This window comes from Bradyrhizobium sp. CER78 (assembly GCF_029846235.1).
Lineage (GTDB): Bacteria > Pseudomonadota > Alphaproteobacteria > Rhizobiales > Xanthobacteraceae > Bradyrhizobium.
The window spans coordinates 277,946-301,899 of record NZ_JARVWP010000002.1; the positions used below are offsets into that span (position 1 = coordinate 277,946).

The following is a 23,954-nucleotide window of genomic DNA, read 5'->3' on the forward strand; positions in this document are numbered from 1 at the left end:
GCGCGTGGGCGTTACGCGCGTTGCAGCGCCGCCATGCCCGCCTCGCCACGCCCGAGCAAACGTCCCGCTTTGAGAAAGGCGACGCCCGAGAGCAGGCCGCCTCCGGCGGAAACGATGATGATCGCATGACGCAGCGCGTCTGTTTCGCCCTTGGGCGACAGCAGGTCTGCGATCAGACCGACTGCGAGCGGGCCAACGCCAAGCCCGAACAGGTTGATCACAAGCAGGGTGAAGGCCGCGGCGATCGCGCGTTGCTGAGGCGCAGCGAACTGCTGCACCATCGCGTAGGTCGGGCCAATCGTCGTGAAGTTCAGGAAGACTGGAATGGCCGCGATCAGCAGAAAGGCCGACGTTGAGCTCGCCAGCATCGCGGCGACGAGACACGGTGCAAACAGGACGATCGACACGGCCGGACACCAAAACGCCCAACGCCGGTCGAATTTCACCAGCCGATCCGCGACGAGACCGCCGCTGAATGTCCCGAGGCCGCCGACGACACCAAGCAGCAGAGCAAGCACAAGGCCCGCGCCGCGAATGTCGAAGCCGTGGCTGCGCACGAGGAACGAAGGCAGCCACTGCGTAAGGCCATAGCTGGAGAGCGCAAACAGAACCGCCCCCACCAACAGGTAGCGGTAACTTGCTATCGACCAAAGGGCACGCAAGGTACAGACGACCCCGACGTCCGTGTCGGCCCCGCCCCACCGTCCGTCGAAGCGGCGTCGATCACGCACGCAGTACAGCAGTAGCGGCGAGAGCACGAGGCCCGGCAGCCCGGCGAGAACGAAGGCCCAGCGCCACCCGAGGGCCTGGGCGGCGAAGCCGCCGAGCAATAACCCCGACAGGATGCCGAGTGGCACGCCAAGCGCCACCAGCGACATCGCCATCGAGCGCTGCTCGGGCGCGAACCGCTCGGCAAGCAGCGCGTGCGAGGGCGGCGTGCCGCCCGCTTCGCCGACACCGACCATCATGCGCGCGAGCGCAAGTTGCCAGAAGCCGGATACGGCTGCGCACAGCATGGTCATCGCACTCCACAATGCAACAGCCGCCGCAAGCACGCGGCCACGATCAGTGCGATCGGCAAGCCGCGCGATCGGCATGCCGAGCACCGAATAGAACAGCGCAAAGGCAAGCCCCGACAGCGCGCCGAGTTCGGTATCTGACAGATTCAATTCGGCCTTCATTGCCGGAATGAGGATCGAGAAGATCTGCCGATCGAGGAAATTGAGGCAGGAGGCCAGCATCAGGAGCGCCAGGAAACCCCAGTCGCCAGCCCGAAAGGTTCTCATCGGTAACGTTCCTCTCCTTGTGATCTCGGTAGCCGCATGCCTCGCCCGCCATCACGACGCAGGCGGGAGGAAATTGACCTCGTGCTGCGCTGATAGCGCCACGACCGCATCGGGATCGGTGAGGTTATGGAGGCCTTTGAACAGATCGAACAAGCGCCGCGACGGAGACACCCAGAACAGCACCTTGGCGACGCCGGAGGACCTGTTGAAGATGCCGTGGGGAAGCCCCATGGGCAGGCGGACAACATCTCCGGTCGCCGCAACCGCCTCCGCGCCATTGAGCAGGACATCGAGCCGCCCCTCCAGCAGATACAGATACTCGTCCTGGGTCGGATGAATGTGCGGTGGCACGAAAGCCCCGGGCGGCAGTGTCGCATGCCAAGCGAATGAACGGTCCGTGAACTGCTTCGGCACATAGGTCTGGCCAAGGATGTTCCAGGAAATGTTGTCGAGGCCGGCGTTGCCCGGCGTGATGCCAAATGTCTCGGAAAGCATGTTGATGTCCTCGGGTGATGAGCAGGATTGTGCCGGCGCAGCCGCGATCGTTCGCGGCATGCGCCGGACGATGGTTATTTGCGGACGAGCGGCAACCGTGACGGCGCGGCACTCTCGTCGGGCCCCCACAGGCGGAAGCTGAGCTGTCCGTAAACCGTGTAGCCTTTCGAGATCGCAGCGGTATCCACTCCCGGCGGGCCGGCCGTTCCGCCCGACGTCGTTGCGGACACCCGGTCGAGCGCCCACACCGTGATTTGGGCAGGGCCGAAGTTGTAGCCGACCAGGCCCCCGACGGCCCAGACGTCATACCTGTTGGAGTTGATGGCGCCCTTGTAGAACGCACTGGACGTATCGTTGGTCACCTGCCCGACATAGAAGGCAACCGGGCCAACCGTCCACCGATCGATCGCCTTGGTGGCAGTGAACTCGGCATGCACAATGTCGCCGGTGTGATAGTCGGTGATTGAGTTTTTGGTGTTGATCTCACGCGACACGTTGGCGGTGAAGTTCCAGCCATCCTTCAGATAGGACACAATGAACTCTGGCTGGAACGTCCACCACGGATTGCCGATACCGGCAAGACCGTTGGCGCCTGAGATGTTGCCGTTGGGCGCGTTGAAGCCGAAGCCCGCCTTGGCGAAAAAACCGCTGTCGCCAAGTTTCCAGCTCAGCTCGGCTGGTACGAAGTAGGTGTTGTGGAAGCCGACGGGATGCGCATCGACGGGATTGCCGACATCGACCGCAAACCACGGCTGCACGATGACCGCATCATAAGTCGCCCCAAGTAACGTCCAGCCCGGCACCCACAACAGCCCGGTGGCAGCGCCCGAGACGTGGACCGGGGTCGCGTTGCCGTTGATGTTTGGCGCGCCTGGGCCAACGATGTTGGCGACTGTCACACCGACCTGATTGAACATGTAGACGCCCGGCGGCGGCGCACCGGCGGTCGCGCCTCCCACAGTGACGCCTGGCAGCGAGGCGTATCCTGAATAACCGAACTCGTAGGCGCTCGCCGGCGTCGCGGCAATGACTCCCGCGACGGCGATGCCGATCTTCACTGCTCTCATTGGCCCTCCTCGTTTTGTTGAGTCGTGCTACCGCAGGTGGTCAGTGACAGCCACTGCCGAGCACGCATGACGATGAAAGGCGGTCGACGAAATTATTTCAATTATAAAACATCTCTAGAATCGACATTGATCATCGAGTGTTTCGGCGCGGTGACAGGGATCTCACGCGTTGTATCTCGCATTCATCGCGTCGCGTGTTCTGCGTGCCGTTAGAGCGCGCTTGCATGCATTGCGAAGCTGCAGATGACCACCTGCTGCAAGTCGGCCGGCAGCGCTCGGTCGCCGGTACGCAAACGCACACCGGGATTCGGCAGGCCGATGAACTCGATGCCGGCCCGCTCGCATGCGAGCCGGATCTTCTCGATCGTGTCGGATTGCACATTGACCGCGCGCTTCGACCCCTCAAGCCGGCGCACCGTTGATATGGCGACGCCGGACTGGACGGCGAGCTCGTACTGCTCCCAACCCAACAGCGAACGTGCCGCGCGAATCTGGCGCGTGATGACGATCATTGTGCGACCTCCCCGTCGAATGCTGCCTGTGCTGCACCACCCGCTGAGTGGCGCCGCCGCGGTCACGGCGGGGGCATCCGCCGTTGGGACCGGACGGCGCCAGCCTTGTCGCGCCTAGAGCACGCCGCGCGCGTCCACCGGCCAGATGTCGACGACCGTGTCGCCGTCGAGCACATGGACGTAGTCGTGCAGGTTGATGGTCGGATCGCAGTGTGAGACCTCGATATCCACCAGGTCGCCCACCGCCGGACGCTTGATACGCTCTGCGACAGCGATCAAACCGAACTCGTCGCCAAAGAAATCGTAGGTCGCCCCCGGCCAGTGCCCAGACCGCACCCGGGGCAAAGGCCCGTCGGTGGACAGGCTCTTGAATCCCGCATTGATGCTGACGTGATGCGGCTGGTTGGCGCTGACCACCGAGGTGCGCAAGTACAATGCAAAGCGGTACGGGTTGGCACGGTCGGGAAACAGTTCGACTACGTCGTAGTCGACATCCATGAGCGCATAAGAGCCGGCCTGGCTCTCGGTGTAGAGCCCGTGCTCAACGTCGATGGCGAAGGTGCCGGTGCCGCCGCCACTGACGACCGGCGGCTGAAGACCGGCGGCCATGAGCGCCGCCAGCGTGTGCCGCAGCCGCTCAATCTGCCCGAGATAGACCCGGCGGCGTTCGGCGAAAGGGAGAATGTGCTGCACGCGGCCCGAATAGCCTTGCAGCCCGGCATAGGCTAGCGCCGACGATTGGCGCAACCGTTGCGCAAGCTCGACGGCGGCGGCAACCGAAGCCACGCCGGTGCGCTCCATGCCGAGATCGAGATCGACGAAGGCCGGCATCGCACGCTCGGCGCCCGTAAGTGCGACTTCCCATTCGGTGATGTTCTGGATGGTGTCGAAGACCAGCGTTATGTCGGCCCCCGTGCGATGCAGTGCCGCCAGCGTCTCAATATGGGCGCGTTGAACAATCGGCGTCGTGACCAGGAGGCCGGGAAGGCGCGCTTGCGCGTAGGCGATCGCCTCCCGCCCCGTGGTCGCGCAGATACCGACGGCACCAGCCGCAATCTGCTCGCGCGCGATCGCACTGCACTTGTGAGTCTTGCCGTGCGGCCGCAGAGCCATGCCGGCATCCCGGCATTGCCGCATCATGCGCCGGAGATTCTCGCGCATCGCAGCGAGATCGATGACGAGCGCCGGAGTCGTGAGCTTCAGCGCGCCGCCCGGCACGCCAATCAGACCGGCATTGATGCTTTGCCGCGGGTCGCGCGGCGAGCCAGAATTCCTCATCACCACACCTTCTTCTTCGCCGGCGTCAACGAGCGGGCGCCGGTCTCGGTGATCAAGACCTGGTCTTCGACTACGCCGCAGCCGAAGCCATGGATCACGATCATCGGCTCGAGCGCAAACACCTGCCCCGCTTGCAGCACGGCATCGCTCTTCCAGTGCAGGCTCGGCAACTCGGCGACGTTGGTGCCGATGCCATGGCCGAAGCCGCTCGGCCAATAGTGTTCGCCGAGGCCGGCGTCCTCGGCGATGCCCTGGGCAATGTCCTGCAATTCGGCGATCACGACGCCTGGCTTCGCTGCGGCGACCACGGCCTCGAACATGTCGAGACCACACTGCAACACCCGACGCTGCCGGTCACCAGCTACGCCCGCACACAAGGTGCGGGCGGTGTCGGTGAAGTAACCCTGCAGATGCACGCCCATGTCGAGGAACACCATGTCACCGTGCTCGAGCTTGCGCTCGGTCGGATAGAGGTGCTTGAGCCCCGAGCGCGGGCCGGTGGCAACCATACAGTGCCCCACCCAATCCGCGAGCCCGGCCATGGCACCGTGCGCCGCGGCGGACAATTCGAGCTCGGTGACGCCGGGCCGTACAAGATCCATCGCGGCCTCGAGACCGGCGGCGGTCGCCCGCCCGGCCTGCTCGATGACGGCGATCTCGCGCTGCGACTTGATCTGCTTCACCGACCAATATGGCAGCAAGCCCGAGGAAAATGTTGCCGAGGGAAAACGCTGGCGGATTTCATTCAGGATCACGCCCGGAAAGAACCGCTCGCCGACAAGACCTATGCGAGCGGTGTCCAGCTTGCGCTCGGCGAGGACATCACAGACGTGGCGACCAATGCCGACCGGATCCTTGACCGTTCCCGGCAGATGACCAGGGCGAACGTCGCGGATCCACGTCTGATGCACGAAGGAGTGCATCGGCGCCGAGTGCAGGATCGAATCAGTCGTCAGCATCAGCGAGCCGTCGCTTGGCAACACAACAACGGTATTGCCGATCTGCGACAGAAAGTTCGAGATCCAACGCACGTCGCCGTTGAGCCAGCCTGGTCCGCCGTGGATCAGGAGCACATCGAGATCAGCCTGTCGCATCGCCTGCCGAACCCGGGCAACGCGCGCTTCGTATTCCTCGATCGGAAACGGAATGTCGAGCCACGCCTTGCGGCTTTCCCAGTCGTAGGGAATCCGGTCGAAGCTCATGTCAATTTTGGTGAATTCGCGACCCAACACGGTCCTCCTCTGATCAATCCCGCCGGCGTCGCAATGCGCGCCCTAAGCCACGCGCATCGATTGACGCCGCAACACTCGGCCGGGGCGCGCGCCGGTCGACGCGCCGTCGCGCCATACCGGCACGCCGTTGACCAGCACAAGTTCGATGCCGCGCGCGGCCTGGACCGGCTGCTCGAAGGTGGCTGTATCGATCACGATATCCGGATCGAACAGCACGAGGTCGGCAAAGGCGCCATGCTTCACCAGGCCGCGCTCGGCGAAGCCGAATGTCGACGCAGGCAGGCTCGTCATGCGCCGTATCGCCTCTTCGAGACCGAACAGCTTTTCGTCGCGCACGTAGTGGCCAAGCACGCGCGGGAACGTGCCCCACAGCCGCGGGTGCGGATGCATATCGTTGGGCAGGCCGTCGGACCCGATCATCGCACGGGGATGGGAGACGATGCGGCGCACATCCGCCTCGTCCATCAGGAAGTACACTGCGCCGCCCGGCTGCAGCCGACGCGCCGCCTCCTCGTCGTCGCAGCCCCATTCCCGCGCGATCGCGGCGATGTCGCGCCCCTTCATCTCCGGATAGGTCTTAGACCATGTCACGGTGACGCGGCTGCATAGGCACAGATAGTCAGGCGTCAGCCAGCTCGACGCCGCGGTGTACGGATAGGCGTCGAAACCAACCTCGTGCGTCGCATTGGCTTTGTCGAGCAGCGCCAACGTCTCCCGTGAGCGGCCAAAATTCTTCACACCCGCAACCTTGTGGTGTGAGATCACCACCGGCGCGCCGGCGGCGGCGCCGACCGTGATGGCCTCCTGAAGCGATGGCACTATGGCATCGCTCTCGTCGCGGACATGAGACGTATAGATGCCCCCCGCCTCCCCGGCGATGCGCGCGAGCTCTACGGTCTCCGCGATCGTTGCGGCCTGGCTCGGCGGATAGAATACGCCACTGGAGAGGCCGATTGCGCCCGCCGCCATCGCCTCGCGCAGACGCTCGCGCATCACCTCCAGTTCCTCGGCATTGGCTTCGCGCTTGAGGTCGCTCATCGCCCCCACTCGCAACGTCGAATGTCCGACCAAACTTGCGGTATTCACCGCGGGCGGACACGCAGCGAGACGCTCCAGATAGGCCGCCATGGTCGGAAACGCGAAGTCCTCGGGTCCCCCGAGGGTCGAGACCGGCGGCGGCGGCGGACCATCGATGGCAAGCGGCGCGAGGCTGACCCCGCAATTGCCGTTCACGACGCTGGTGACGCCTTGGGAGACCTTGATCTCCATGCCCGGCATCGCCAACACGGCACCATCGTCGTGGCTGTGGGTGTCGATGAAACCCGGCGCCAGCACAAGGCCACGCGCCTCGACTACCTCGTGCGCAGTTACGCCGGCGAAATCGCCAATGGCGGCGATCCGATCCCTCTTCACCGCGACGTCGGCAACAAAGCGCGGCGCGCCGCTGCCGTCGATCACAGTCGCCTCGCGGAAGATCAAATCGCACGCCGTCTCGCCCGTCGTCGCCATTGCACCCCCATGCGGCCAGTCGTTGAGAAATGCTAGCGGCTGTTACTTGTATTTGCAAGTTATATTCCGAGTTCGACGACATGCGGCAGCGCAGTCGGCATCACAACACCCAAATTTTCTCCGAAAATCGTTGAACGACCCGCTTCGACGGTACTCTCGCAGCCATTTTTAATTGCATTTGCAATATTCATTTGAGCCACATACCGAGCGGCAAGGCCCCGGCTGGTGGCCGCGAGATCAGCAACGAGCTCAGCGGTCGCGACCGGGAGCGCGGCCATCCCGATCATTGGCCCGGACCGATTGCGATGCGCTCGAGTACCCGCCATTTGTGCGGATCCCGGTGGTCCCAATCCGGCACATAGAATTTGGCACGGCACATGCTGTTCAAGAGATACCCGGAGTCCTATCCGGGGAATGGCAGGAGCCTCATGCCGGCCGTTGTGGTGGCCCTTCAGAACGAGGCCGATCGGAGCGTGCTCCAAGTGCATGTGACTGCGGGTTCGGCAGCGGAGGCGGTGCGTCTCCTGCAGGAAAAATACCCGTTGTCGGCGTGTACGTTCGTCTTCATCACCCCGACCGCGACGATCAGACGACCAAGCCGGGAGCAGACCGCTGAGGGCTTCTCGCGCAGTTCTTCAACTCCATTACGGCGAGACGCCGGGCCCCCGGTGATGTTCTCAGCTAACACAACGCGCGCCGGCGAGGGCCTTTTCGCCTGGTGTAGGGACGTTGGGAAGAAGTAGCGCGGGAGCGCTGCCAACCCACTCTGCGAGAGATTTTCGTTCTTAGTTGGATCAGCGGGGCTGCGCGAATGCGCGGTAAAGAGGTGGCGCTTTCCACCTCCGACAACTGAGACTGCTCGACGGCACTCGCCTAGCCCCTCCCCTCGGGAATTTTTGTCGTGCACGTCCGCCAACCTGACGCGGCTCTATCCTAGTTCGAAAGGCCTGTTCACGTTGGCTGTCATGAGATTTTTCTTGATCTCCCGGTGCACACGTCGCCGCACAGATCGGGAGCATTGATACTCTGACGGTCGATCGGGGCGTCAAGTCTCGGACCCGCCACATCGCGACACCCGTTATTGCGGTATCCCTGTTTCTTTGTCGAAGGACAACTACCTTGGAATTCGGCGTCCTGGCAGTGCGCCGAAACTTGCCTTTGTCCACTATCTCTCGCCGTCCGGTAGCAAGCCTTGTCCCTCGAGGCGCAACATCCAGTTGATAGGATGATTCAATCACGACACGCTGGCCGACCAGCATTGCTCGGACCGGCGCGGAATATGTGGCGCCAACGATGGGATGAAAAGCACGATACCGAACATCCCGCGATATGAATGGCGCGACGCGTCCTTAGCGCTAGGCTAGGGCATTAAAAAGCCTGGTCGAGAACGCCAGGCGCACCGGCACTTATTTGCGCGAGCGGCTCACCGCGCTCCGCGCGCGGCATGAACTCGTGGCGGAGGTTCGAGGTGCTGGTCTCTTCATCGGTGTCGAGCTCCGCCGCGGCGGCTCGGCCGCCGCGGGTGAGACGACGAAACTGGTCAATGCAATGCGCAGACGGCATGTTCTGATCAGCACGGCAGGTCCCGGCGCAAATGTGCTGAAGATTCGTCCGCCCCTGACATTCGGCATGGAGCATGGCGATCTGCTGGTCGAGGCGCTCGATCAAGCGCTAAAGGAAAATTCGATTGACTGACGCTCTCGCGGATTGCTGGTCTTCGTCGGCAGAGCACAACGCCGGTCTACATTTTCGGTTGCGGCGAGTGCTACCCGGGCGCAGAAGCGCGAGAGATTACGGGCTTCAGGAGCAAAGCCGAAATTGACGATTGGATGAATGGAGAGCGTCGGATCGCTTGGCTCCGGTCACAGGGTTACGCGAAGTCACTGAATGACCCCTTCAGGCGTGCGTTCGGTGCTTCTGGCGTGCGCTGAAGATCTGGACTCACTTGTACTATTCCAGCTCCCTCAACCAAGCGCTATTCTCGCGGGCGGCCGAGACTCTCTCGCGGCAAGCATGGTGCTGAACGCTTGTGACCCGTGGACGATTCCGCGACCCTTAGCCCAACGTGTCGACCTACAAAGCTCGCTTTCAATTCGGCGGCAGCCTTGAAGAGTGGGCCGTCAGAGTTGGCTATGATCGAAGAGTGTAAGGATCCTACGCAAACGGCGGGACCTCGACCAGCGTTCCGATCAATCGCAACAATGCTTGCTGTTCGGGTCCCTTTCCGTCACGCAAGAACTCGCCCAGTTCGATGTGAGATAGCCGGCCACCAGAGGGCGCATTGGGCTGGTGGATGACGAAAGCGTAGCCATTTGTGGGCTCGCGTGCGATGAACCAAGCGTCCCCGCTTGGGCTCCGGTATAGCTCGCGCCGGTCTGACATTTTTCCTCCTGCTGCTCCGGGCACTGTCTGATGAGCGCTTCGGGATGCGGAGATCAGTGAAAATAAGAAAGCTGATCTTCCGTAACGACACGTTCAATGTTCTCGGACGTGGACTTGATGCGATATCTTACGCGTCCATCGGACTCTATCGGCATGCACTGTACGATTGTGTAGATCCTTGGCAGTTCAGTTGCGGCGCGTCCTTGGGGACCTTGAGCGTGGTGCCGAACCTCTTCATTTAGCTTATAAGCGTATGGCATATTTGCTTTCTCGCGTTTTCGGGTCTATCGGCGGTCTTGCTTAGTCTTCGAGAATGGATTTTGTGGCCTCGAATATCTGTTCCGCGGTGCCCTTGATCGTGCCCTTCGCCCAGGCTTGGAATACCATGACGTATGCGTTCTTGTAAGCCGCTTCGTCCGCGGAGAAGTAGACTTCGTCTGTGGCAGTGTCCAAGACAAGCGCTCCTGTATCGATACAGATTTCCTCGATCAGGACTAAGCGTTCTTCTTGCTCGGCTAGGTGACGTTTAACGATGCTCATTGAGTCTCCTGCTTTGCAGTGAGGAATCACGTTCCCGATGCGGCTAGTGAACATGCTGGCGTAGTCATCGGCTACAGGCGCAACCGTCCAAGGAAGCCGCAGCGACAGCCGCTTTTTCGATTTCTACCTGCTCGAATGAAAAACCCCGCCCCGATAACTCGGGAGCGGGGCAGGACCACAAGCTCTGCCAGTACATCCGTGGCTAGAGCGACAGGTCTGTCGTGCTCTTAGTTAAGCAGCACGAAGATTTTCGGCAGCAGACTTGCCAGCACGACGGTCTGCGACGACGTCGTAAGATAGCGTCTGACCTTCCGTCAGAGTTCCCATACCGGCGCGTTCGACCGCGCTGATGTGAACAAAGACGTCGTTGGTGCCGTTGGATGCTGGATAAAGCCGAAGCCCTTTTGGGTATTAAACCACTTCACTGTACCGGTGTTCATCAGGTTTCCCTTGTTATGCGCGCAGGACCTGGCGCGCGAGTCGCCGCCTGCCGTCCGGTTAGTCGATGATGGAGAATGTCTGAAACGTGCGCGCCGTCAGGATCTGAGGCGAAAGCGGAACAGTTGTTCGGCCAGTATCGATGCTTGAGACAATACACTAGTGTGGACAGACTTCAAGAAGAAAGCCAGCGGCGCGTCAGATATTGGCCGATGCGAGCGGAGGAGTTTCGGACCAAAGCGGACAATGCCGAGCCATAGGCAAAAGGACGCGCAGCGCAAGGTCGCACACAGCTACGACGAACTAGCCCAACGCGTCGAATGTATCCGCACCGTTCAGATGCAGCAGAGGAGCTGCCCGCGCAAACAGTGAGGGGTATTGCGCGCATCTCTTAACCTGAGCTGTTGGCGGCCTCTCTCTTGATCTATCTCAAACAATATCGGCTTCCGGGGCAGACCTACTATCGGGCCGTGCGCGATTCCAGCAAACCCTCTGAGGATAGGAGCCAAGCCGTCTCGCTTGGACGAGGCGCGGCGCGTCATCGAGGATGACGCCGCCAAGCTTCGCGAGATCATCAGAAAACTAGCCCACAAGCTGCATTGAGGCAGCCTTCAGTTGGTGGCATTTTCATTCCCGGCCAGTAACTGACTTCCGCTGTTGGCCCTTCCGAGGCATGCGCATCGAGCCGAATGTCCGCTTCGCGCCAAAACCCGCCGATGCCCAGCTAGCCTTAAGCACTTGGCCCTTCTTTACGATCGAGCACGCTGCGATGCTCTGTCATTAACGGTACAATGGATGTGGCACTTCTGCTGCGATAAGCCAAGCTCACCACATCGATAAATACTCAATGCGAAGGAGCTGAGAATAAGTAGACAAAGCTACTCCAAACTGCGCCATTCCAGCCGGTCCCACTACTCCCACTCAATCATCTATGACGCCGTCTCCGCGTTGATTTGCAAGTACAAATCCTCAAAGCCGGCGGCAAAATCCCGAAGGTATACCCGGCCCAATTTTTCGGTCTTGAATTCACAGGTAAATCTGTTTCGCTCGGAGGAATCGCTGCTTCGGCAACTATCGGAGTCAACCGACGAAGTAGACGTCCGCTCGGTGTGAACGGCCACCGCTTCGCTTCTCTCGATTTCCGCCTGATACCGTCAACATTGAGAGGCGCTATCAACACGAGCTCGCTAGCTAGCTGTCGGCCACGGCGTTACGTTCGGTAGCGACCTGTTGCGCTCAGGTCCGCGACCTCGACGGCGCCGCTGCCCCCGCCTCACATCCTAAGGGGCCCGCAAGGCCAAATTGGACGGACTTGGCAGCCAGATGACGCGAAGGCCCCAACCCATCAGAAGCGGCTTCTGTCGCATCCAGACCCCAAAAGCCTGCGTCGCTCCACTCGGGATCCCTCTGCTGATCAGCATCCATCGGGGTGCCGGTGCCCTGCTCGGCCGGATCGGCCCGCGATGTTTCGTGTCGCCCCGTCGATGACGACAACGAGCCCTTGGAAAGGGCTGAGGTGTGTGCCGGTAAGGCCTGCTCGCGATCGCCCTCTAGGAATCTGTCCATCATTGAAATATGTAGACGATCTGCCAAATCTGCCTCGAGCGGCAACGGGATTCATCGCCAACACAGGCCGGCACAGCAAACTTTCGATAACGAGCTTCAGGCAGGAATGAGGGCAATTCGGTCATCCACGCGTTCTCGTGACGGGTCCCGTCCTGGGGCGGCGGCGCGTCGCTCCAAGGCCACTTCGGTTGCGAATAAACGCAATACCGAGGTGGAGGACGCCCCCGCACAGCTGAAGTCGGAACGGTCTCGAGACCTGATTCTGAAGTCCGCGGCGCAGCTATTTCGCCGTCAGGGATTTTCGGCCACGACGCTGCGCCAGATCGCCGCGAAGGCGAAAATCAAGGCCGGAAGCATCTACTACCACTTCGATTCCAAGGAGGAGATCCTCAATGAGGTGCTGGACCGCGGCCTTCGTCACGTCTTCGAGAGCGTGAAGAACGCTGTCGAACGAGCCGGCAAGGTGTCGCACCGGCGCAGGATCGGCCTCGCGATCGAGGCTCATCTTGTCGCCCTGCTCGAGACCAGCGACTTCACCTCGGCCAACATCCGCATCTACGGGCAATTGCCGGAGCACCTGAAGAAGCCGCATCGGCCGCTGCGGCGAGCCTACGCCGAATATTGGGACCAATTGTTCATCGATGCGCGACGCGCCGGCGAGATCCGGGCCGACATGGAGGTGGTGCCGTTGCGCATGTTCGTGATCGGTGCCCTGAACTGGACGATCGAGTGGTTCAGGCTGGAAAACAGGGACGCGGTGCTTGAATTGGCCGAACGTACGGAGCTGCTGATCTTCGAAGGCGTCAGCAAGCCCTGACCCCTTCTATCTGCCTTCTTCTATCTGCCTTCTTCTATCTGCCTTCTTCTATCTGCCTTGCCAGACCGGCTTGCGCTTCTCCGCGAACGCCTTCGGCCCTTCTATCGCATCGAGGCTGGCATAGGCCTCCACATGCAGTCGCTCGGCCTCGACGAGGCCCCGAGCAAGCCCCAAATCCATCGCCGCAAGGACGCTGGCCTTGGCCGCCTTGACCGACAACGGCGCGCCCGCGACGATCATCCGCGCCAGTTCATTCGCACGTTCGCGGACGGCCTGTGGGGTATCTTCGAGCGAGTTGAGGAAACCGTGCTCGGCCAGCCGTTCGATCGGCACGGTCTCGCCGGTGAGAACCATCTCCATCAGCAGCGGCTGCGGTAGCATCCAAAGCATCGGTACCGCCCACGGAGACCCGCGCCCCATCTTCACCTCGGTTATCCCGGCACGCGCGCCGCGCAAGCCGACCCTCAGGTCACACTTCAGCGCAAGCATCATTCCGCCAGCCATCAATGATCCGGTCATGGCCGCAATGATCGGCTTCGAGACCGTCCGCATCGCGTTCTGCATCGGATCGCGCATCCGCGTGAGGATATCCACCCCGTCCCTCGCCCGGATCTCAGCAGCCTGCTTCAGGTCCAGCCCCGCGCAGAATACGCCGCAGTCTGCGGACGTCAGGATAATCACGCGGACGGAGGGATCGGCTTCGGCCTTGCTCCACGCGTCGGTCAGGCCGTTCATCGCCTCGACCGAGAGCCCGTTCTTGCGTTCGGGGCGGTCGATGGTCACGGTCGCGATGCCGCCTTCGACCGAATAGCGGACCTGCTCTTTGTCAGCCACGATTTCTTCTTTCTTGAATTCTAACATTTGTTAGAATACATCGCCGCTAGCCAAATGCAAGAAGATGGCGCAGCTCTTGAAGCAGGAGAAAACCAATGGCGTATCTCTGGACGCCCCCCGCGGAACTGGTGGAGAAGAGCAACCTGAGCGCGTTTCTTCGCGCCACGGGGCAGCCGGATTACGACGCGCTGGCGGCCAGGGCCGATGCCGATCCGGCCTGGCTCATGCAGGAAGTGTTCAAGTTCTGCGACGTCCGCTTCTATCGCCAGCCCGAGAAGATCCTTGATCTTGCACGAGGCGAGCCATGGGCGCGCTGGTGCGTTGGCGGGACCACCAACATCGTCCTCAATTGCATCGACAAGCACCGCGGAACTGAAGCCTGGGACAAGACGTTTCTGGTCTGGGAAGGCGAAGACAGGCGCGAGCAGCGACGACTGAGCTATGCCGAGTTCGCTTCCGCCGTCGAGCGGCTAGCCTCCGGCCTGCGCAAGCTCGGAATCGGCAAGGGCGATGTCGTCGCCATCTACATGCCGAACCTGCCCGAAACCTTCGTGGCCTTCTTCGCGATCCTGAAGATCGGCGCGATCGTGATGCCGCTGTTCTCCGGCTTCGGCCCCGACCCGATCCGGTCGCGGCTCAACCACGGTGAAGCGAAGGCCGTGATCACCGCGAACGGCACCTGGCGTCGCGGCACGCCGGGTCCGCTGAAATCGGTGCTCGACGAGGCACTCGAAACCGCACCGAGCGTCCAGCATGTGATCGTGGCCGACCGCGGCGGGCTCGGCATCGACACGCCGATGCAGGCGGGACGCGACCACTGGTGGAACGAGATCGCCCAGGACGGAGCAGAGCTTCCGACGGCCGAAATGGACGCGGAAGACCCCGCCATCCTTCTCTACACGTCAGGCACGACCGGTGAGCCGAAGGGCTGTGTGTGGACACACATCAGCTTCATCGGCTCAATGGTCACGCGGGATATGATCATCTGCGGCGACTTCAAGCCAACGGACCTGTTTTTCTTCTTCAGCGATATGGGATGGATGGTAGGCGCGATGTGCGCCTGCATTCCGAGCTTCGCCGGCGGCCGACTGCTGGTCGCCGAGGGGACCCCCGACTATCCCGATACGGGGCGCTTCTGGCGCCTGATCGCCGAGCACAAGGTCACCTATCTCGGTGTCTCACCGACCATCGTGCGCGGCATGATGCGGTATGGCGAGGAGGTCGAGCAATACGACCTCTCGAGCCTGCGGATAACGGCGTCGGGCGGCGAGGCCTGGACGGAGACGCCGTGGCGATGGTTCTTCGAGCATGTCTGCAAGTCGAATATCCCGATCATCAATATTTCCGGTGGCACGGAAGTCGGCGGCTGCATCTTCACCGGCACGCCGAACCATCCGATGAATCCGTGTTCGTTCTCCCGGCCGGCGCTCGGGGTCGGCGCAGATATCGTCGACGTGGCGGGTCACCGCGTCCCCGACGGCGAGGTCGGCGAACTGGTCCTGCGTCATGCATCGATCGGGTTGACCAAGAGCTTGTGGAAGGCCGACCAGCGCTATCTCGAGAGTTACTGGAAAACGATCCCGGGCATCTGGGTGCATGGCGACTTTGCCATGCGTGGCGAGGACGGCCTCTACTACATTCTCGGCCGCTCCGACGACACGATCAAGATCTCGGGCAAGCGCGTCGGCCCTGCGGAGCTCGAGGGAATACTGACCGCGACCGCCAAGGTTGCGGAAGCTGCGGTCTTCAGCGTCTCCCACCCGGTGAAAGGCTCCGCGATCGTGTGCGCCTGCGTGCCGGCCGCCCCCACGCAGGATTCCCGCGCGCTCTCCGAAGAATTGTCCCAAGCGCTGGTGCACGGAATGGGCACATCATACCGCCCCGAGCGGGTGTTGCTGGTCGACGACCTGCCAAGGACGCGCAACATGAAGATCATGCGCCGCGTGCTCCGCGCCGTCTTCGAGGACAAGGACCCCGGCGATCTGTCGGCGCTCGCCAACCCGGAGGCCATCGAGCACATCCGACGGAAGCTCAAGGCGTAGCAGCCGGCCCCAATTCATCCAAGCGTCAAGGCAACCGGCCAAGTCAGTTGCCTTGACGAGGACCAGTCGATCCTAGATCGGGCAATCCTTCGGAAACGCGGGCTTGCGCTTCTCGAGGTGAGAGGCCAGCCCTTCGCGCGCTTCGTTGCCGGCAAAGCCCAGGATCTCGAGCGCAGTCGAGGTATCGAACAGCGGCCCGTTGACGCGAAGCCAATTGTTCAACGCATATTTGGTCCAACGGATCGCGCTCTGTGCGCCGGTGGCGAGATCCTGCGCCGTTTCAAGTGCGATCTTCTGCAGTTCGGCATCATCGACACACAGCGAAACCAGGCCGATCCGCTCGGCTTCCTCACCGGACAGCGGCTTGCATGTGAGCAGATAGTACTTTGCCTTCGCGAGGCCACAGAGCAGCGGCCAGATGATGCAGGCGACGTCGCCTGCCGCGACACCGAGCCGCGTGTGACCGTCGACGATCCGCGCGGATTTGCCACAAATCGACACGTCCGCGAGGATGCCGACCACGAGACCGGCTCCCACGGCAACGCCATTGATGGCCGAGATGATCGGCTTGTTGCAGTTGATGACGTTGTAGACGAGGTCCTTTGCCTCTTTCCAGGTCGCCATCCGTGCCGCCGGATTGTCGAACAGCCCCTTGATCAGTTCGAAGTCGCCGCCGGCCGAGAATGCCTTTCCGGCCCCCGTGACGATCACGGCGTTGATATCGGGATCGTTGTCGATGTCGCGCCAGATGTGGGTGAGCTGCGTATGGGTCTCGGCGTCGACGGAATTGTAGGTTTCGGGGCGATCGAAGGTGACCCGAAGAATCCGTTCCGCCGGATAGTCGAGCTTCAGCCTGGTGTAGGCGGCGTATCGATTGGACATGTTGATCTTCCCGCTGTTGGCGCCTAAGAAGCGCTACCAATTATTTCTAACAGATGTTAGAATTTGTAATCCGCCGGCGCAAGCGCCGGTTTGGGACAAGAATGTCGAAAGACAGCACTCGAGGAAACGTCATGGCAACCGAGTTCAGTACTCAGATAGGCGCCGGATCCGACATCGGAACCGTCGGTACGCTGTTTCAGGCCTGCGCCGAACTTCATGCCGACAGACTTGCAATTGAACACCGCGGCCGGCGCGTGACCTATGGCGAGCTGCTCGACCGGGTCCGTCGCCTGACTGCCGTGCTCGCCGCGCGGGGCCTCCAGCGGGGCGACCGGCTCGGCCTGCTGTCGCGTAACCGACCGGAATACCTCGAAATCGAGCTGGCAGCGGCCAACCTCGGGATCATCACTGCGTGCCTGAACTGGCGGCTGGCCGAGCGCGAGCTCACCTACTGTATTGAGCTGGTGTCGCCCAAGCTGCTCTTGGTCGAAGCTGATCTCGCAGCAAACCTCCCGCCCGCCGCCAGGGCGAATCCGATCCTGGAGATCGGGCCGGAATATGAAAGCGAACTCGTACGGCAGGACGGGCGCGCGGCCCCGTGTGTGGCACAGCCGGAAGACGGACTCGTCATTCTCTACACCAGCGGCACGACCGGCCTGCCGAAAGGCGCCGTCATCTCGCACCGCGCGATGGTGATGCGCGCGCTGGTCTTTTCCTCCGAGCTTCGCATAGCGCCGCACGACACGTTCGTGGCATGGACGCCGCTGTTCCACATGGCGTCGACCGACCACGCACTTGCGACCTTGCTGCGTGGCGGAACCGTGATCGTGATCGACGGATTCCAGTTGGAACCGCTGCTGACAGCCGTATCCCAACACGACATTGGCTGGCTGGTCCTGATCCCAGGCATGGTGGAGGCGTTTATCGACGGCCTGAAGACGCAGCGCGCGAAGGTGAAGGGCGTGCGTGTGTGCGGGGCTATGGCGGACCTTGTGCCCCCGCACGCCATTGCCGCGGTCACCGAACTGCTCCGCGCTCCTTATCTCAACAGCTTCGGCTCGACCGAAACCGGCCTGCCACCGGCGACGCGGGCGCTGATCCCGCTCGGTGAAGTGCCGGCCAGCCTGTCCAAGCGACAGAACGCATTCTGCGAGATCAAGCTGGTGGACACCTCCAACAACGAGGTCGCTCCCGGCGAACCCGGCGAATTGGCCATCCGCAGCCCGACGCTATTTTCCGGCTATTGGAAGGCAGACGAGACCAATGCGCACGACTTCCGCGGCGGCTGGTTTCACATGGGCGACGTGTTCAGGCGCAACCCGGACGGATCGCTCGATTTCGTCGATCGCGCCAAATACATGATCAAGTCGGGCGGCGAGAACATCTATCCCGCCGAGATCGAACGTGTGCTGCTGAGCGACGATCGGATCACAGAAGTCGCAGTCGTGCGCGCCGCTGACGCCAGATGGGGCGAGGCTCCGGTTGCCTTTGTCGCGTGCCGCGACAATGCCCAACTGACGGAGGCTGAGCTCGCCGAACTGTGCCGCCGCGAGCTGGCCGGCTACAAACGGCCACGCGAATTCCGCTTCATCGCATTTGCAGAATTCCCGCGCTCCACCAGCGGCAAGGTCCAGCGCCACGAACTCGAACGGCTTTTGAAGGCTTCCACATGAGCGACACCAGTCTTCGCGGGAAGGTCGCCGTCATCGGCATCGGACTATCGGCGGTCGGCAAGGTCCCGGGCCGCAGCCCGCTCTCGCTTGCCGCCGAGGCCGCCAGGAATGCACTCGCGGACGCTGGGCTGCAACAGAGCGAGGTGGATGGCGTGCTGTCGAGCCACGCTTTCGCCTCCCCGTTCCACCGCTTCAGCGTTGCCTTCAGCGAATATTTCGGAATTCGACCGACTTTCTCCAATACGCTGCAGGTGTCCGGCGCGACGGCGGCGACGATGTTCAGTGTCGGCGCGGCCGCCATTCACGGCGGCCTCGCCAAGGTGGTGCTGGTGGTCGCGGCCGACAGCCTCATGACCGGGCTGACGCCGGATCTCGCGCTGCGTTCGCTGACCGAAAGCCGGGATCAGCAATACGAAATGCCGTTCGGCGTCCCCGTCGCCAACACCTTCGCGATGACGGCCTATCGGCACATGAAGGAGTTCGGCACCACGCCCGAGCAACTGGCGGAGGTCGCAGTCGTGCACAGGCGTCACGCGGCGCGGACCCCCGGCGCGCAGCAGACGACGCCGATCACCACCGCGGACGTGCTGAATTCGCCGATGGTCACGACGCCTTATCGCAAGCTCGACTGCTCGCTGATCTCGGACGGCGGTGCGGCGTTTGTCCTCACCTCGGCCGAGCATGCGCAGGCGCTCGGGATCGAGAAGCCGGTCTATATTCTCGGCTGCGGCGAGTGCTACACCCATGAGCACATCTTCCTGATGCCGTCCCTCACCACGACCGGCGCCGTCGAATCCAGCCAGCGAGCCTATGCGATGGCCGGCTACCGACCAACCGACATGAACGTCGCCGGCATCTACGATTGCTTCACAGGCACGGTGATCATGATGCTCGAAGACCTCGGCTTCTGCCGGAAGGGGGAAGGTGGACCGTTCGTCGCCGACGGGCAGATGAGCTATGGCGGCCGAATTCCCTCCAACACCCATGGCGGCTTGCTATCATTCGCGCATTCGGGAATGCCGGGCTCACTGTTCCACTTCCATGAAGTGATCGCGCAGTTGCGCGGCCAATGTGGCGAACGGCAGGTCGAGGGCGCACACCTGGGGCTGGTGCACAGCCTTGGCGCTGGTTTCGCCACCAACGCCACGACCATTCTGGGCACACGGGGAGCGCTGTGATGGTCTCGGAAGACTCCACCCGAAAGCCCCTGCCCGCGCCGGATGCCGACACGGCCGCGTTCTGGCGCGGCCTGCAACACGGCAAGCTTCTACTGCAGCACTGCCGCCAATGCCACCACGTGCAATACTACCAGCAGGCCACTTGCCGCGAATGCGGCAGCGATGAGCTCGAGCACAGGCCGGCAACCGGCCGCGGCAAGGTTCACTCCTTCAGTGTGGTCCACCGGGCTCCGGGCCCGGCATTCAAGGCAGACGTGCCCTACGCTGTGTTGCTCGTCGAGCTCGCGGAAGGGCCACGCATGATCAGCACTCTCATAGGCAGCGACCCGAAGGACGTCACGTTCGACATGGATGTCGAGCTTGCCTTCGACCAGGTCTCCGACCACATCACCCTGCCGCGATTCAGGAAGGCTTGAGAGGCGCGCATGAGTTCCTCTTGCATCGCCGCGCGATCGATTCTAACAACTGTTAGATTTTGGCGCCTCGTTCACGTCGTGAGGATCGCGCCGCCACCCCATGGAAAGATTCACACCGACGGCAAGCCGACGACGAGCTTGCCGCGCAGCCGCCAGGACCACTCGCAATGGCAATGATGAAATCGGACGTCGCGACCTCGAGCGAGGAATACGCACGCAACCGCAGCGCTTACGCCGAGCGCGTCGCCGACCTTCGGCGACGTCGGGCCGCCGCGGCGATCGGCGGGCCCGAACGGGCGCGCAAGCTTCACAAGGATCGCGACCAGTTGCTGCCGCGCGAACGGATCGCCGCGCTGGTCGATCCCGGATCGCCGTTCCTTGAATTCTGTCAATTGGCCGGCGAAGGCTTGTACGAAGGAGTGCCGCCCGGCGGCAGCATCATCACCGGCGTCGGCATGATCTCCGGTCGTCCCTGCATGATCATCGCCAACGAACCCACGGTGAAGGGCGGCACTTATTACGGCATCACCTGCAAGAAGCACGTTCGCGCCCAGCGCTTCGCCTGGCAGCATCGCCTCCCCTGCGTGACCCTGGTCCAGTCAGGCGGCGCTAACCTGCCCGACCAACCCAATATCTTCCCCGACGACGGCCAGTTCGGCTCGATCTTCTACAACCAGGTCAGGATGTCCGCCGAAGGCATCCCGCAGATTGCCGTGGTGCACGGTCCCTCGACCGCAGGCGGCGCCTACATTCCCGCCTTATGCGATGAGACGGTGATCATTCGAAACCAGGGCGCCATGTTCCTCGGCGGCCCGCAACTCGTCTATGCGGCAACGCGGGAGGAAGTCGGCATCGAAGCACTCGGCGGTGGCGAGATGCACAGCCGCGTCAGCGGCGTGACCGATCATCTCGCCGAGAACGATGCACACGCGATCGCGATCACGCGCGAGATCGTAGCGAATCTCGGCGAAATCCCGCGGCAGACCTGGACGGTCGCTCCCGCACGCGCCCCCCTGTTCGATCCGGCCGAAATCTACGGCCTGATCTCCTCGGATCCCCGCGTTCCCACCAACAATCGCGACATCCTCGCCCGCCTCGTCGACGACAGCGAATTCCATGAGTTCAAGCCGCTCTACGGCGATACGCTGGTGACCGGCTTCGCGCGGATCATGGGCTTCGAGATCGGCATCCTCTGCAACAACGGCGTGCTGTTCTCCGAAAGCGCGCTGAAGGCGACGCACTTCATCGACCTCTGCTGCAAACGCGACATTCCGCTGCTGTTCATGGCCGACGTCACCGGCTTCATGGTCGGCCGCGAGGCGGAAGAAGGCGGCATCACCAAGAACGGCGCGAAGATGATCACGGCGATGGCGAGCGCGAACGTGCCGAAATACACGCTGATCATGGGCAACGCCTATGGCGCGGGATACCTCGCGATGTGCGGTCGGGCGTTCCGGCCGAACGCCATGATGATGTGGCCGAATGCCCGTTCCGCGATCATGGGACCTGACCAGGCCGCCACAACGCTCGCGATGGTCCGCGACGAGGTTCACAAACGCGAAGGCACGACTTGGACGGACGCCGAGCGCGAGGCCTATATGGCGCCGACCCGGCGAACATTTGAGGACTTCGCCAATGCCTACAATTTCGCCCGCAACACCTGGTGCGACATGGTGATCGATCCGCTCGAAACCCGAAGCGTGATGGCGTTGCTGCTCGATCTGGCCGGCCGGATCCCGCGTCAGCACACCGACTTCGGCGTGTTGCGAATGTAGACGCAGGAGACCCGCTGTGTTCAAGAAGATATTGATCGCCAACCGAGGCGAAATCGCCTGCCGTATTGCCCGCACTTGCCAACGTCTCGGCGTTGCGGTAGCCGGCGTGCATTCCACCGCAGATGCCGATGCCTTGCACGTCAAGACCATCGGCGAATCGATCGAGATCGGCGGTGCGCCGGCCTCGGAGAGCTACTTGCGGATCGATGTGGTGATCGCTGCGGCAAAGTCCACCGGCGCCGAGGCCATTCATCCCGGCTTCGGCTTCCTGGCCGAAAATGCGGCCTTCGCCCGCGCGGTTGAAGCCGCAGGGCTAGTGTTCATCGGACCTGCGCCGGAAACCATCGAGCGGCTCGGCGACAAGGCATCGGCGAAACGTGAAGCCGTCGCGGCCGGCGTACCGACGGTGCCCGGCAGCGAGGTTCCCAGCGAAGATCCTGTCGAAATCGAACGTATCGTCCGGCGGCTCGAACTGCCTGTCATGCTGAAGGCGGCTGCTGGTGGCGGCGGCAAGGGCATGCGGGCGATCTCGACCCTCGACGGACTTCGCGACGAAATCGAGTCCGCGATGCGAGAGGCCAAGAATGCCTTCGGCAACGCGGGGCTGATCGTCGAGAAGCTGATCCAGCGCGGCCGGCACCTCGAAGTGCAGATCGCGGGAGACGGCGACGGCAACGTCATCCACCTGTTCGAACGCGAATGCACGCTGCAACGCCGTCATCAGAAGCTGATCGAGGAAGCGCCCGCCGCCAACCTGCCACCCGCGCTTCGCCAGCGCATCCTCGACGACGCCGTCCGGCTCGGTCGCCAACTCAGATATCGTGGCGTCGGCACGGTCGAATTCATCGTCAGCGGCACCGACTATTACTTCCTGGAGGTCAATCCGCGGCTCCAGGTCGAGCATCCCGTGACTGAAATGGTCACCGGCATCGACATTGTCGAGACCATGCTACGCATTGCCGCCCGCGAAGGCCTGCCGGTTGCGCAGGACAATGTGACGTGCCGGGGCCACGCGGTCGAGGCGCGCATCTGCGCCGAGGATCCGAACGACGGCTTCATGCCGTCGACCGGCGAGGTCGCCTATGTCAGGTTTCCGTCCCAAGGCATCCGCGTCGAGACCGGCATCGAGAGCGGATCGACCGTTACGCCCTACTACGACTCGATGCTGGCCAAGCTGATCGCTCACGCGGCTTCCCGCGACCAGGCACTCGATCGGCTACACAACGCGCTCGACGAGACGTCAATCTTCGGCGTCATCACCAACAGGGAGTTCCTCCAGCGCCTGATCGCCCTGCCCGCGACCCGGGCCGCGACGTTCCATACCCGCCTCATCGACGAGCAGATCGACGCGCTCACGCCGCGCGCCGATGGCCTCGCTGCCGAGGCGTTGGCGCTTGGGGCCTATTTCTGGATGATGCGCCAGCGCGCTGTCAGCTCCGACAGCCCCTGGCAGTCCAGCGGGCTGACCGGCTGGCAGATGGCGCAGGGAGACGACGGCATGTCGCCGATCCCAATCCTGCACCTCGAGAGCGCCGGCGCCAGCGCGGAAATCCGCTTTGCACCGTTGCAGCCGGACGGCACGATGCTGATCGGCGTTAACGATGCCCGGATTTCGGCGAAGCTTTCGCCGCTCGCGGACGAGAGCTTCGCTGCCATGGTGAACGCGCGCCGCGAGACCGTGCGGATTGTCCAGAAGGATCAGGCGATCTTCGTCCACGACGCGCGCGCCGCCCACACCATGACCTTAATTCCCTACCTGCGGTACATCAGCACAAGTCCCGAGACCAGCGGCGAGCTGCGTGCTCCGATGACGGGCGTGGTGCTGAAGGTCAACGTTGTAGTCGGCACCCGCGTCAAGGCCGGCGATGCCACCGTCGTCATGGAGTCCATGAAGATGGAACTGCGCATCGCCAGCGAAGTCGATGGCGTCGTGACCGCGGTCCACTTCAAGCCCGGCGAAACAGTCGAGCGAAATGCCGTCGTCGCCGTCGTCGAGCCGGACCTCGCCCTGCAATAACCCGCCCTCTCGAGA

19 protein-coding genes and 1 pseudogene are annotated in these 23,954 nt (G+C 62.6%); 8 read left to right on the forward strand and 12 right to left on the reverse strand.

Annotated elements, in window-relative coordinates:
- Positions 1-11: 11 nt before the first annotated feature.
- From QDT69_RS04410 to QDT69_RS04445, 8 genes are all read right to left on the reverse strand, one after another.
- The gene (locus QDT69_RS04410) at positions 12-1,241 is read right to left on the reverse strand and encodes an MFS transporter (RefSeq protein WP_279705413.1); all 1,230 of its coding nucleotides are present in this window, start codon (positions 1,239-1,241) and stop codon (positions 12-14) included.
- 96 nt (positions 1,242-1,337) lie between these two features.
- A complete protein-coding gene (locus QDT69_RS04415; RefSeq protein ID WP_050421277.1) occupies positions 1,338-1,781 on the reverse strand; it encodes a cupin domain-containing protein in 444 nt (147 codons plus the stop codon).
- A gap of 74 nt (positions 1,782-1,855) precedes the next feature.
- Positions 1,856-2,848 (reverse strand): transporter, encoded by a 993-nt coding sequence (locus QDT69_RS04420; RefSeq protein ID WP_279705414.1) that lies wholly within the window; start codon positions 2,846-2,848, stop codon positions 1,856-1,858.
- A gap of 209 nt (positions 2,849-3,057) precedes the next feature.
- Positions 3,058-3,360, reverse strand: a complete 303-nt coding sequence (locus QDT69_RS04425) for a helix-turn-helix transcriptional regulator (protein WP_193399652.1) — start codon at positions 3,358-3,360, stop codon at positions 3,058-3,060.
- A gap of 114 nt (positions 3,361-3,474) precedes the next feature.
- Entirely contained in the window at positions 3,475-4,638 is a 1,164-nt protein-coding gene (locus QDT69_RS04430) for a DSD1 family PLP-dependent enzyme (RefSeq protein WP_279705417.1), read from the reverse strand.
- On the reverse strand, positions 4,638-5,867 hold the full coding sequence (locus tag QDT69_RS04435) for a Xaa-Pro peptidase family protein (RefSeq protein ID WP_279705418.1): 1,230 nt from the start codon (positions 5,865-5,867) through the stop codon (positions 4,638-4,640). Before QDT69_RS04435 ends, QDT69_RS04430 begins: the two co-directional genes overlap by 1 nt.
- A gap of 45 nt (positions 5,868-5,912) precedes the next feature.
- Positions 5,913-7,379 carry a D-aminoacylase gene (locus tag QDT69_RS04440; protein WP_279705419.1) on the reverse strand — a complete coding sequence of 489 codons (1,467 nt, stop codon included), beginning with the start codon at positions 7,377-7,379 and terminating at the stop codon, positions 5,913-5,915.
- A gap of 59 nt (positions 7,380-7,438) precedes the next feature.
- On the reverse strand, positions 7,439-7,666 hold the full coding sequence (locus QDT69_RS04445; RefSeq protein ID WP_279705420.1) for a hypothetical protein: 228 nt from the start codon (positions 7,664-7,666) through the stop codon (positions 7,439-7,441).
- A gap of 1,090 nt (positions 7,667-8,756) precedes the next feature.
- Between QDT69_RS04445 and QDT69_RS04450 the strand changes: the two genes are divergently transcribed.
- Complete coding sequence (locus QDT69_RS04450) at positions 8,757-9,074, forward strand: aminotransferase class III-fold pyridoxal phosphate-dependent enzyme (protein WP_279705700.1); 318 nt, start codon at positions 8,757-8,759, stop codon at positions 9,072-9,074.
- A gap of 987 nt (positions 9,075-10,061) precedes the next feature.
- On the opposite strand, the gene QDT69_RS04455 is transcribed toward QDT69_RS04450, so the two are convergent.
- Together QDT69_RS04455 and QDT69_RS04460 are read right to left on the reverse strand one after the other, a co-directional pair.
- Complete coding sequence (locus tag QDT69_RS04455) at positions 10,062-10,301, reverse strand: hypothetical protein (RefSeq protein WP_279705421.1); 240 nt, start codon at positions 10,299-10,301, stop codon at positions 10,062-10,064.
- Between the two features lie 231 nt (positions 10,302-10,532).
- A pseudogene (locus QDT69_RS04460) lies at positions 10,533-10,741 on the reverse strand (cold-shock protein).
- Positions 10,742-12,411: 1,670 nt separating this feature from the next.
- Between QDT69_RS04460 and QDT69_RS04465 the strand changes: the two are divergent.
- Positions 12,412-13,122, forward strand: a complete 711-nt coding sequence (locus QDT69_RS04465; RefSeq protein ID WP_279705422.1) for a TetR/AcrR family transcriptional regulator — start codon at positions 12,412-12,414, stop codon at positions 13,120-13,122.
- 48 nt (positions 13,123-13,170) lie between these two features.
- Here the strand turns inward: QDT69_RS04465 and QDT69_RS04470 are convergent, their stop codons facing one another.
- The gene (locus QDT69_RS04470) at positions 13,171-13,983 is read right to left on the reverse strand and encodes an enoyl-CoA hydratase/isomerase family protein (RefSeq protein WP_279705423.1); all 813 of its coding nucleotides are present in this window, start codon (positions 13,981-13,983) and stop codon (positions 13,171-13,173) included.
- A 68-nt stretch (positions 13,984-14,051) separates the two neighbouring features.
- On the opposite strand from QDT69_RS04470, the gene QDT69_RS04475 reads away from it, so the two are divergent.
- Positions 14,052-15,998 (forward strand): AMP-binding protein, encoded by a 1,947-nt coding sequence (locus QDT69_RS04475; RefSeq protein WP_279705424.1) that lies wholly within the window; start codon positions 14,052-14,054, stop codon positions 15,996-15,998.
- Positions 15,999-16,070: 72 nt separating this feature from the next.
- Here the strand turns inward: QDT69_RS04475 and QDT69_RS04480 are convergent, their stop codons facing one another.
- Positions 16,071-16,880 carry an enoyl-CoA hydratase/isomerase family protein gene (locus QDT69_RS04480; protein ID WP_279705425.1) on the reverse strand — a complete coding sequence of 270 codons (810 nt, stop codon included), beginning with the start codon at positions 16,878-16,880 and terminating at the stop codon, positions 16,071-16,073.
- A 131-nt stretch (positions 16,881-17,011) separates the two neighbouring features.
- Between QDT69_RS04480 and QDT69_RS04485 the strand changes: the two genes are divergently transcribed.
- From QDT69_RS04485 to QDT69_RS04505, 5 genes are all read left to right on the forward strand, one after another.
- On the forward strand, positions 17,012-18,553 hold the full coding sequence (locus QDT69_RS04485) for a class I adenylate-forming enzyme family protein (RefSeq protein ID WP_279705426.1): 1,542 nt from the start codon (positions 17,012-17,014) through the stop codon (positions 18,551-18,553).
- Positions 18,550-19,731 (forward strand): thiolase, encoded by a 1,182-nt coding sequence (locus tag QDT69_RS04490; RefSeq protein WP_279705427.1) that lies wholly within the window; start codon positions 18,550-18,552, stop codon positions 19,729-19,731. Before QDT69_RS04485 ends, QDT69_RS04490 begins: the two co-directional genes overlap by 4 nt.
- Positions 19,731-20,147 (forward strand): Zn-ribbon domain-containing OB-fold protein, encoded by a 417-nt coding sequence (locus QDT69_RS04495; RefSeq protein WP_279705429.1) that lies wholly within the window; start codon positions 19,731-19,733, stop codon positions 20,145-20,147. Before QDT69_RS04490 ends, QDT69_RS04495 begins: the two co-directional genes overlap by 1 nt.
- 167 nt (positions 20,148-20,314) lie before the next feature.
- Positions 20,315-21,922, forward strand: coding sequence for a carboxyl transferase domain-containing protein (locus tag QDT69_RS04500; protein WP_279705431.1), 1,608 nt, complete (start codon positions 20,315-20,317; stop codon positions 21,920-21,922).
- A 16-nt stretch (positions 21,923-21,938) separates the two neighbouring features.
- Entirely contained in the window at positions 21,939-23,939 is a 2,001-nt protein-coding gene (locus QDT69_RS04505) for a biotin carboxylase N-terminal domain-containing protein (protein WP_279705432.1), read from the forward strand.
- The last annotated feature ends 15 nt before the right edge of the window (positions 23,940-23,954 follow it).

Coding starts and splice junctions, on each gene's coding strand:
- QDT69_RS04410 (WP_279705413.1), bottom strand. CDS start 1,241: ATGCTGGCCTCCTGCCTCAATTTCCTCGATCGGCAGATCTTCTCGATC.
- QDT69_RS04415 (WP_050421277.1), bottom strand. CDS start 1,781: ATGCTTTCCGAGACATTTGGCATCACGCCGGGCAACGCCGGCCTCGAC.
- QDT69_RS04420 (WP_279705414.1), bottom strand. CDS start 2,848: ATGAGAGCAGTGAAGATCGGCATCGCCGTCGCGGGAGTCATTGCCGCG.
- QDT69_RS04425 (WP_193399652.1), bottom strand. CDS start 3,360: ATGATCGTCATCACGCGCCAGATTCGCGCGGCACGTTCGCTGTTGGGT.
- QDT69_RS04430 (WP_279705417.1), bottom strand. CDS start 4,638: ATGAGGAATTCTGGCTCGCCGCGCGACCCGCGGCAAAGCATCAATGCC.
- QDT69_RS04440 (WP_279705419.1), bottom strand. CDS start 7,379: ATGGCGACGACGGGCGAGACGGCGTGCGATTTGATCTTCCGCGAGGCG.
- QDT69_RS04445 (WP_279705420.1), bottom strand. CDS start 7,666: ATGATCGGGATGGCCGCGCTCCCGGTCGCGACCGCTGAGCTCGTTGCT.
- QDT69_RS04455 (WP_279705421.1), bottom strand. CDS start 10,301: ATGAGCATCGTTAAACGTCACCTAGCCGAGCAAGAAGAACGCTTAGTC.
- QDT69_RS04465 (WP_279705422.1), top strand. CDS start 12,412: ATGAGGGCAATTCGGTCATCCACGCGTTCTCGTGACGGGTCCCGTCCT.
- QDT69_RS04470 (WP_279705423.1), bottom strand. CDS start 13,983: ATGTTAGAATTCAAGAAAGAAGAAATCGTGGCTGACAAAGAGCAGGTC.
- QDT69_RS04475 (WP_279705424.1), top strand. CDS start 14,052: ATGGCGTATCTCTGGACGCCCCCCGCGGAACTGGTGGAGAAGAGCAAC.
- QDT69_RS04480 (WP_279705425.1), bottom strand. CDS start 16,880: ATGTCCAATCGATACGCCGCCTACACCAGGCTGAAGCTCGACTATCCG.
- QDT69_RS04485 (WP_279705426.1), top strand. CDS start 17,012: ATGGCAACCGAGTTCAGTACTCAGATAGGCGCCGGATCCGACATCGGA.
- QDT69_RS04490 (WP_279705427.1), top strand. CDS start 18,550: ATGAGCGACACCAGTCTTCGCGGGAAGGTCGCCGTCATCGGCATCGGA.
- QDT69_RS04495 (WP_279705429.1), top strand. CDS start 19,731: ATGGTCTCGGAAGACTCCACCCGAAAGCCCCTGCCCGCGCCGGATGCC.
- QDT69_RS04500 (WP_279705431.1), top strand. CDS start 20,315: ATGGCAATGATGAAATCGGACGTCGCGACCTCGAGCGAGGAATACGCA.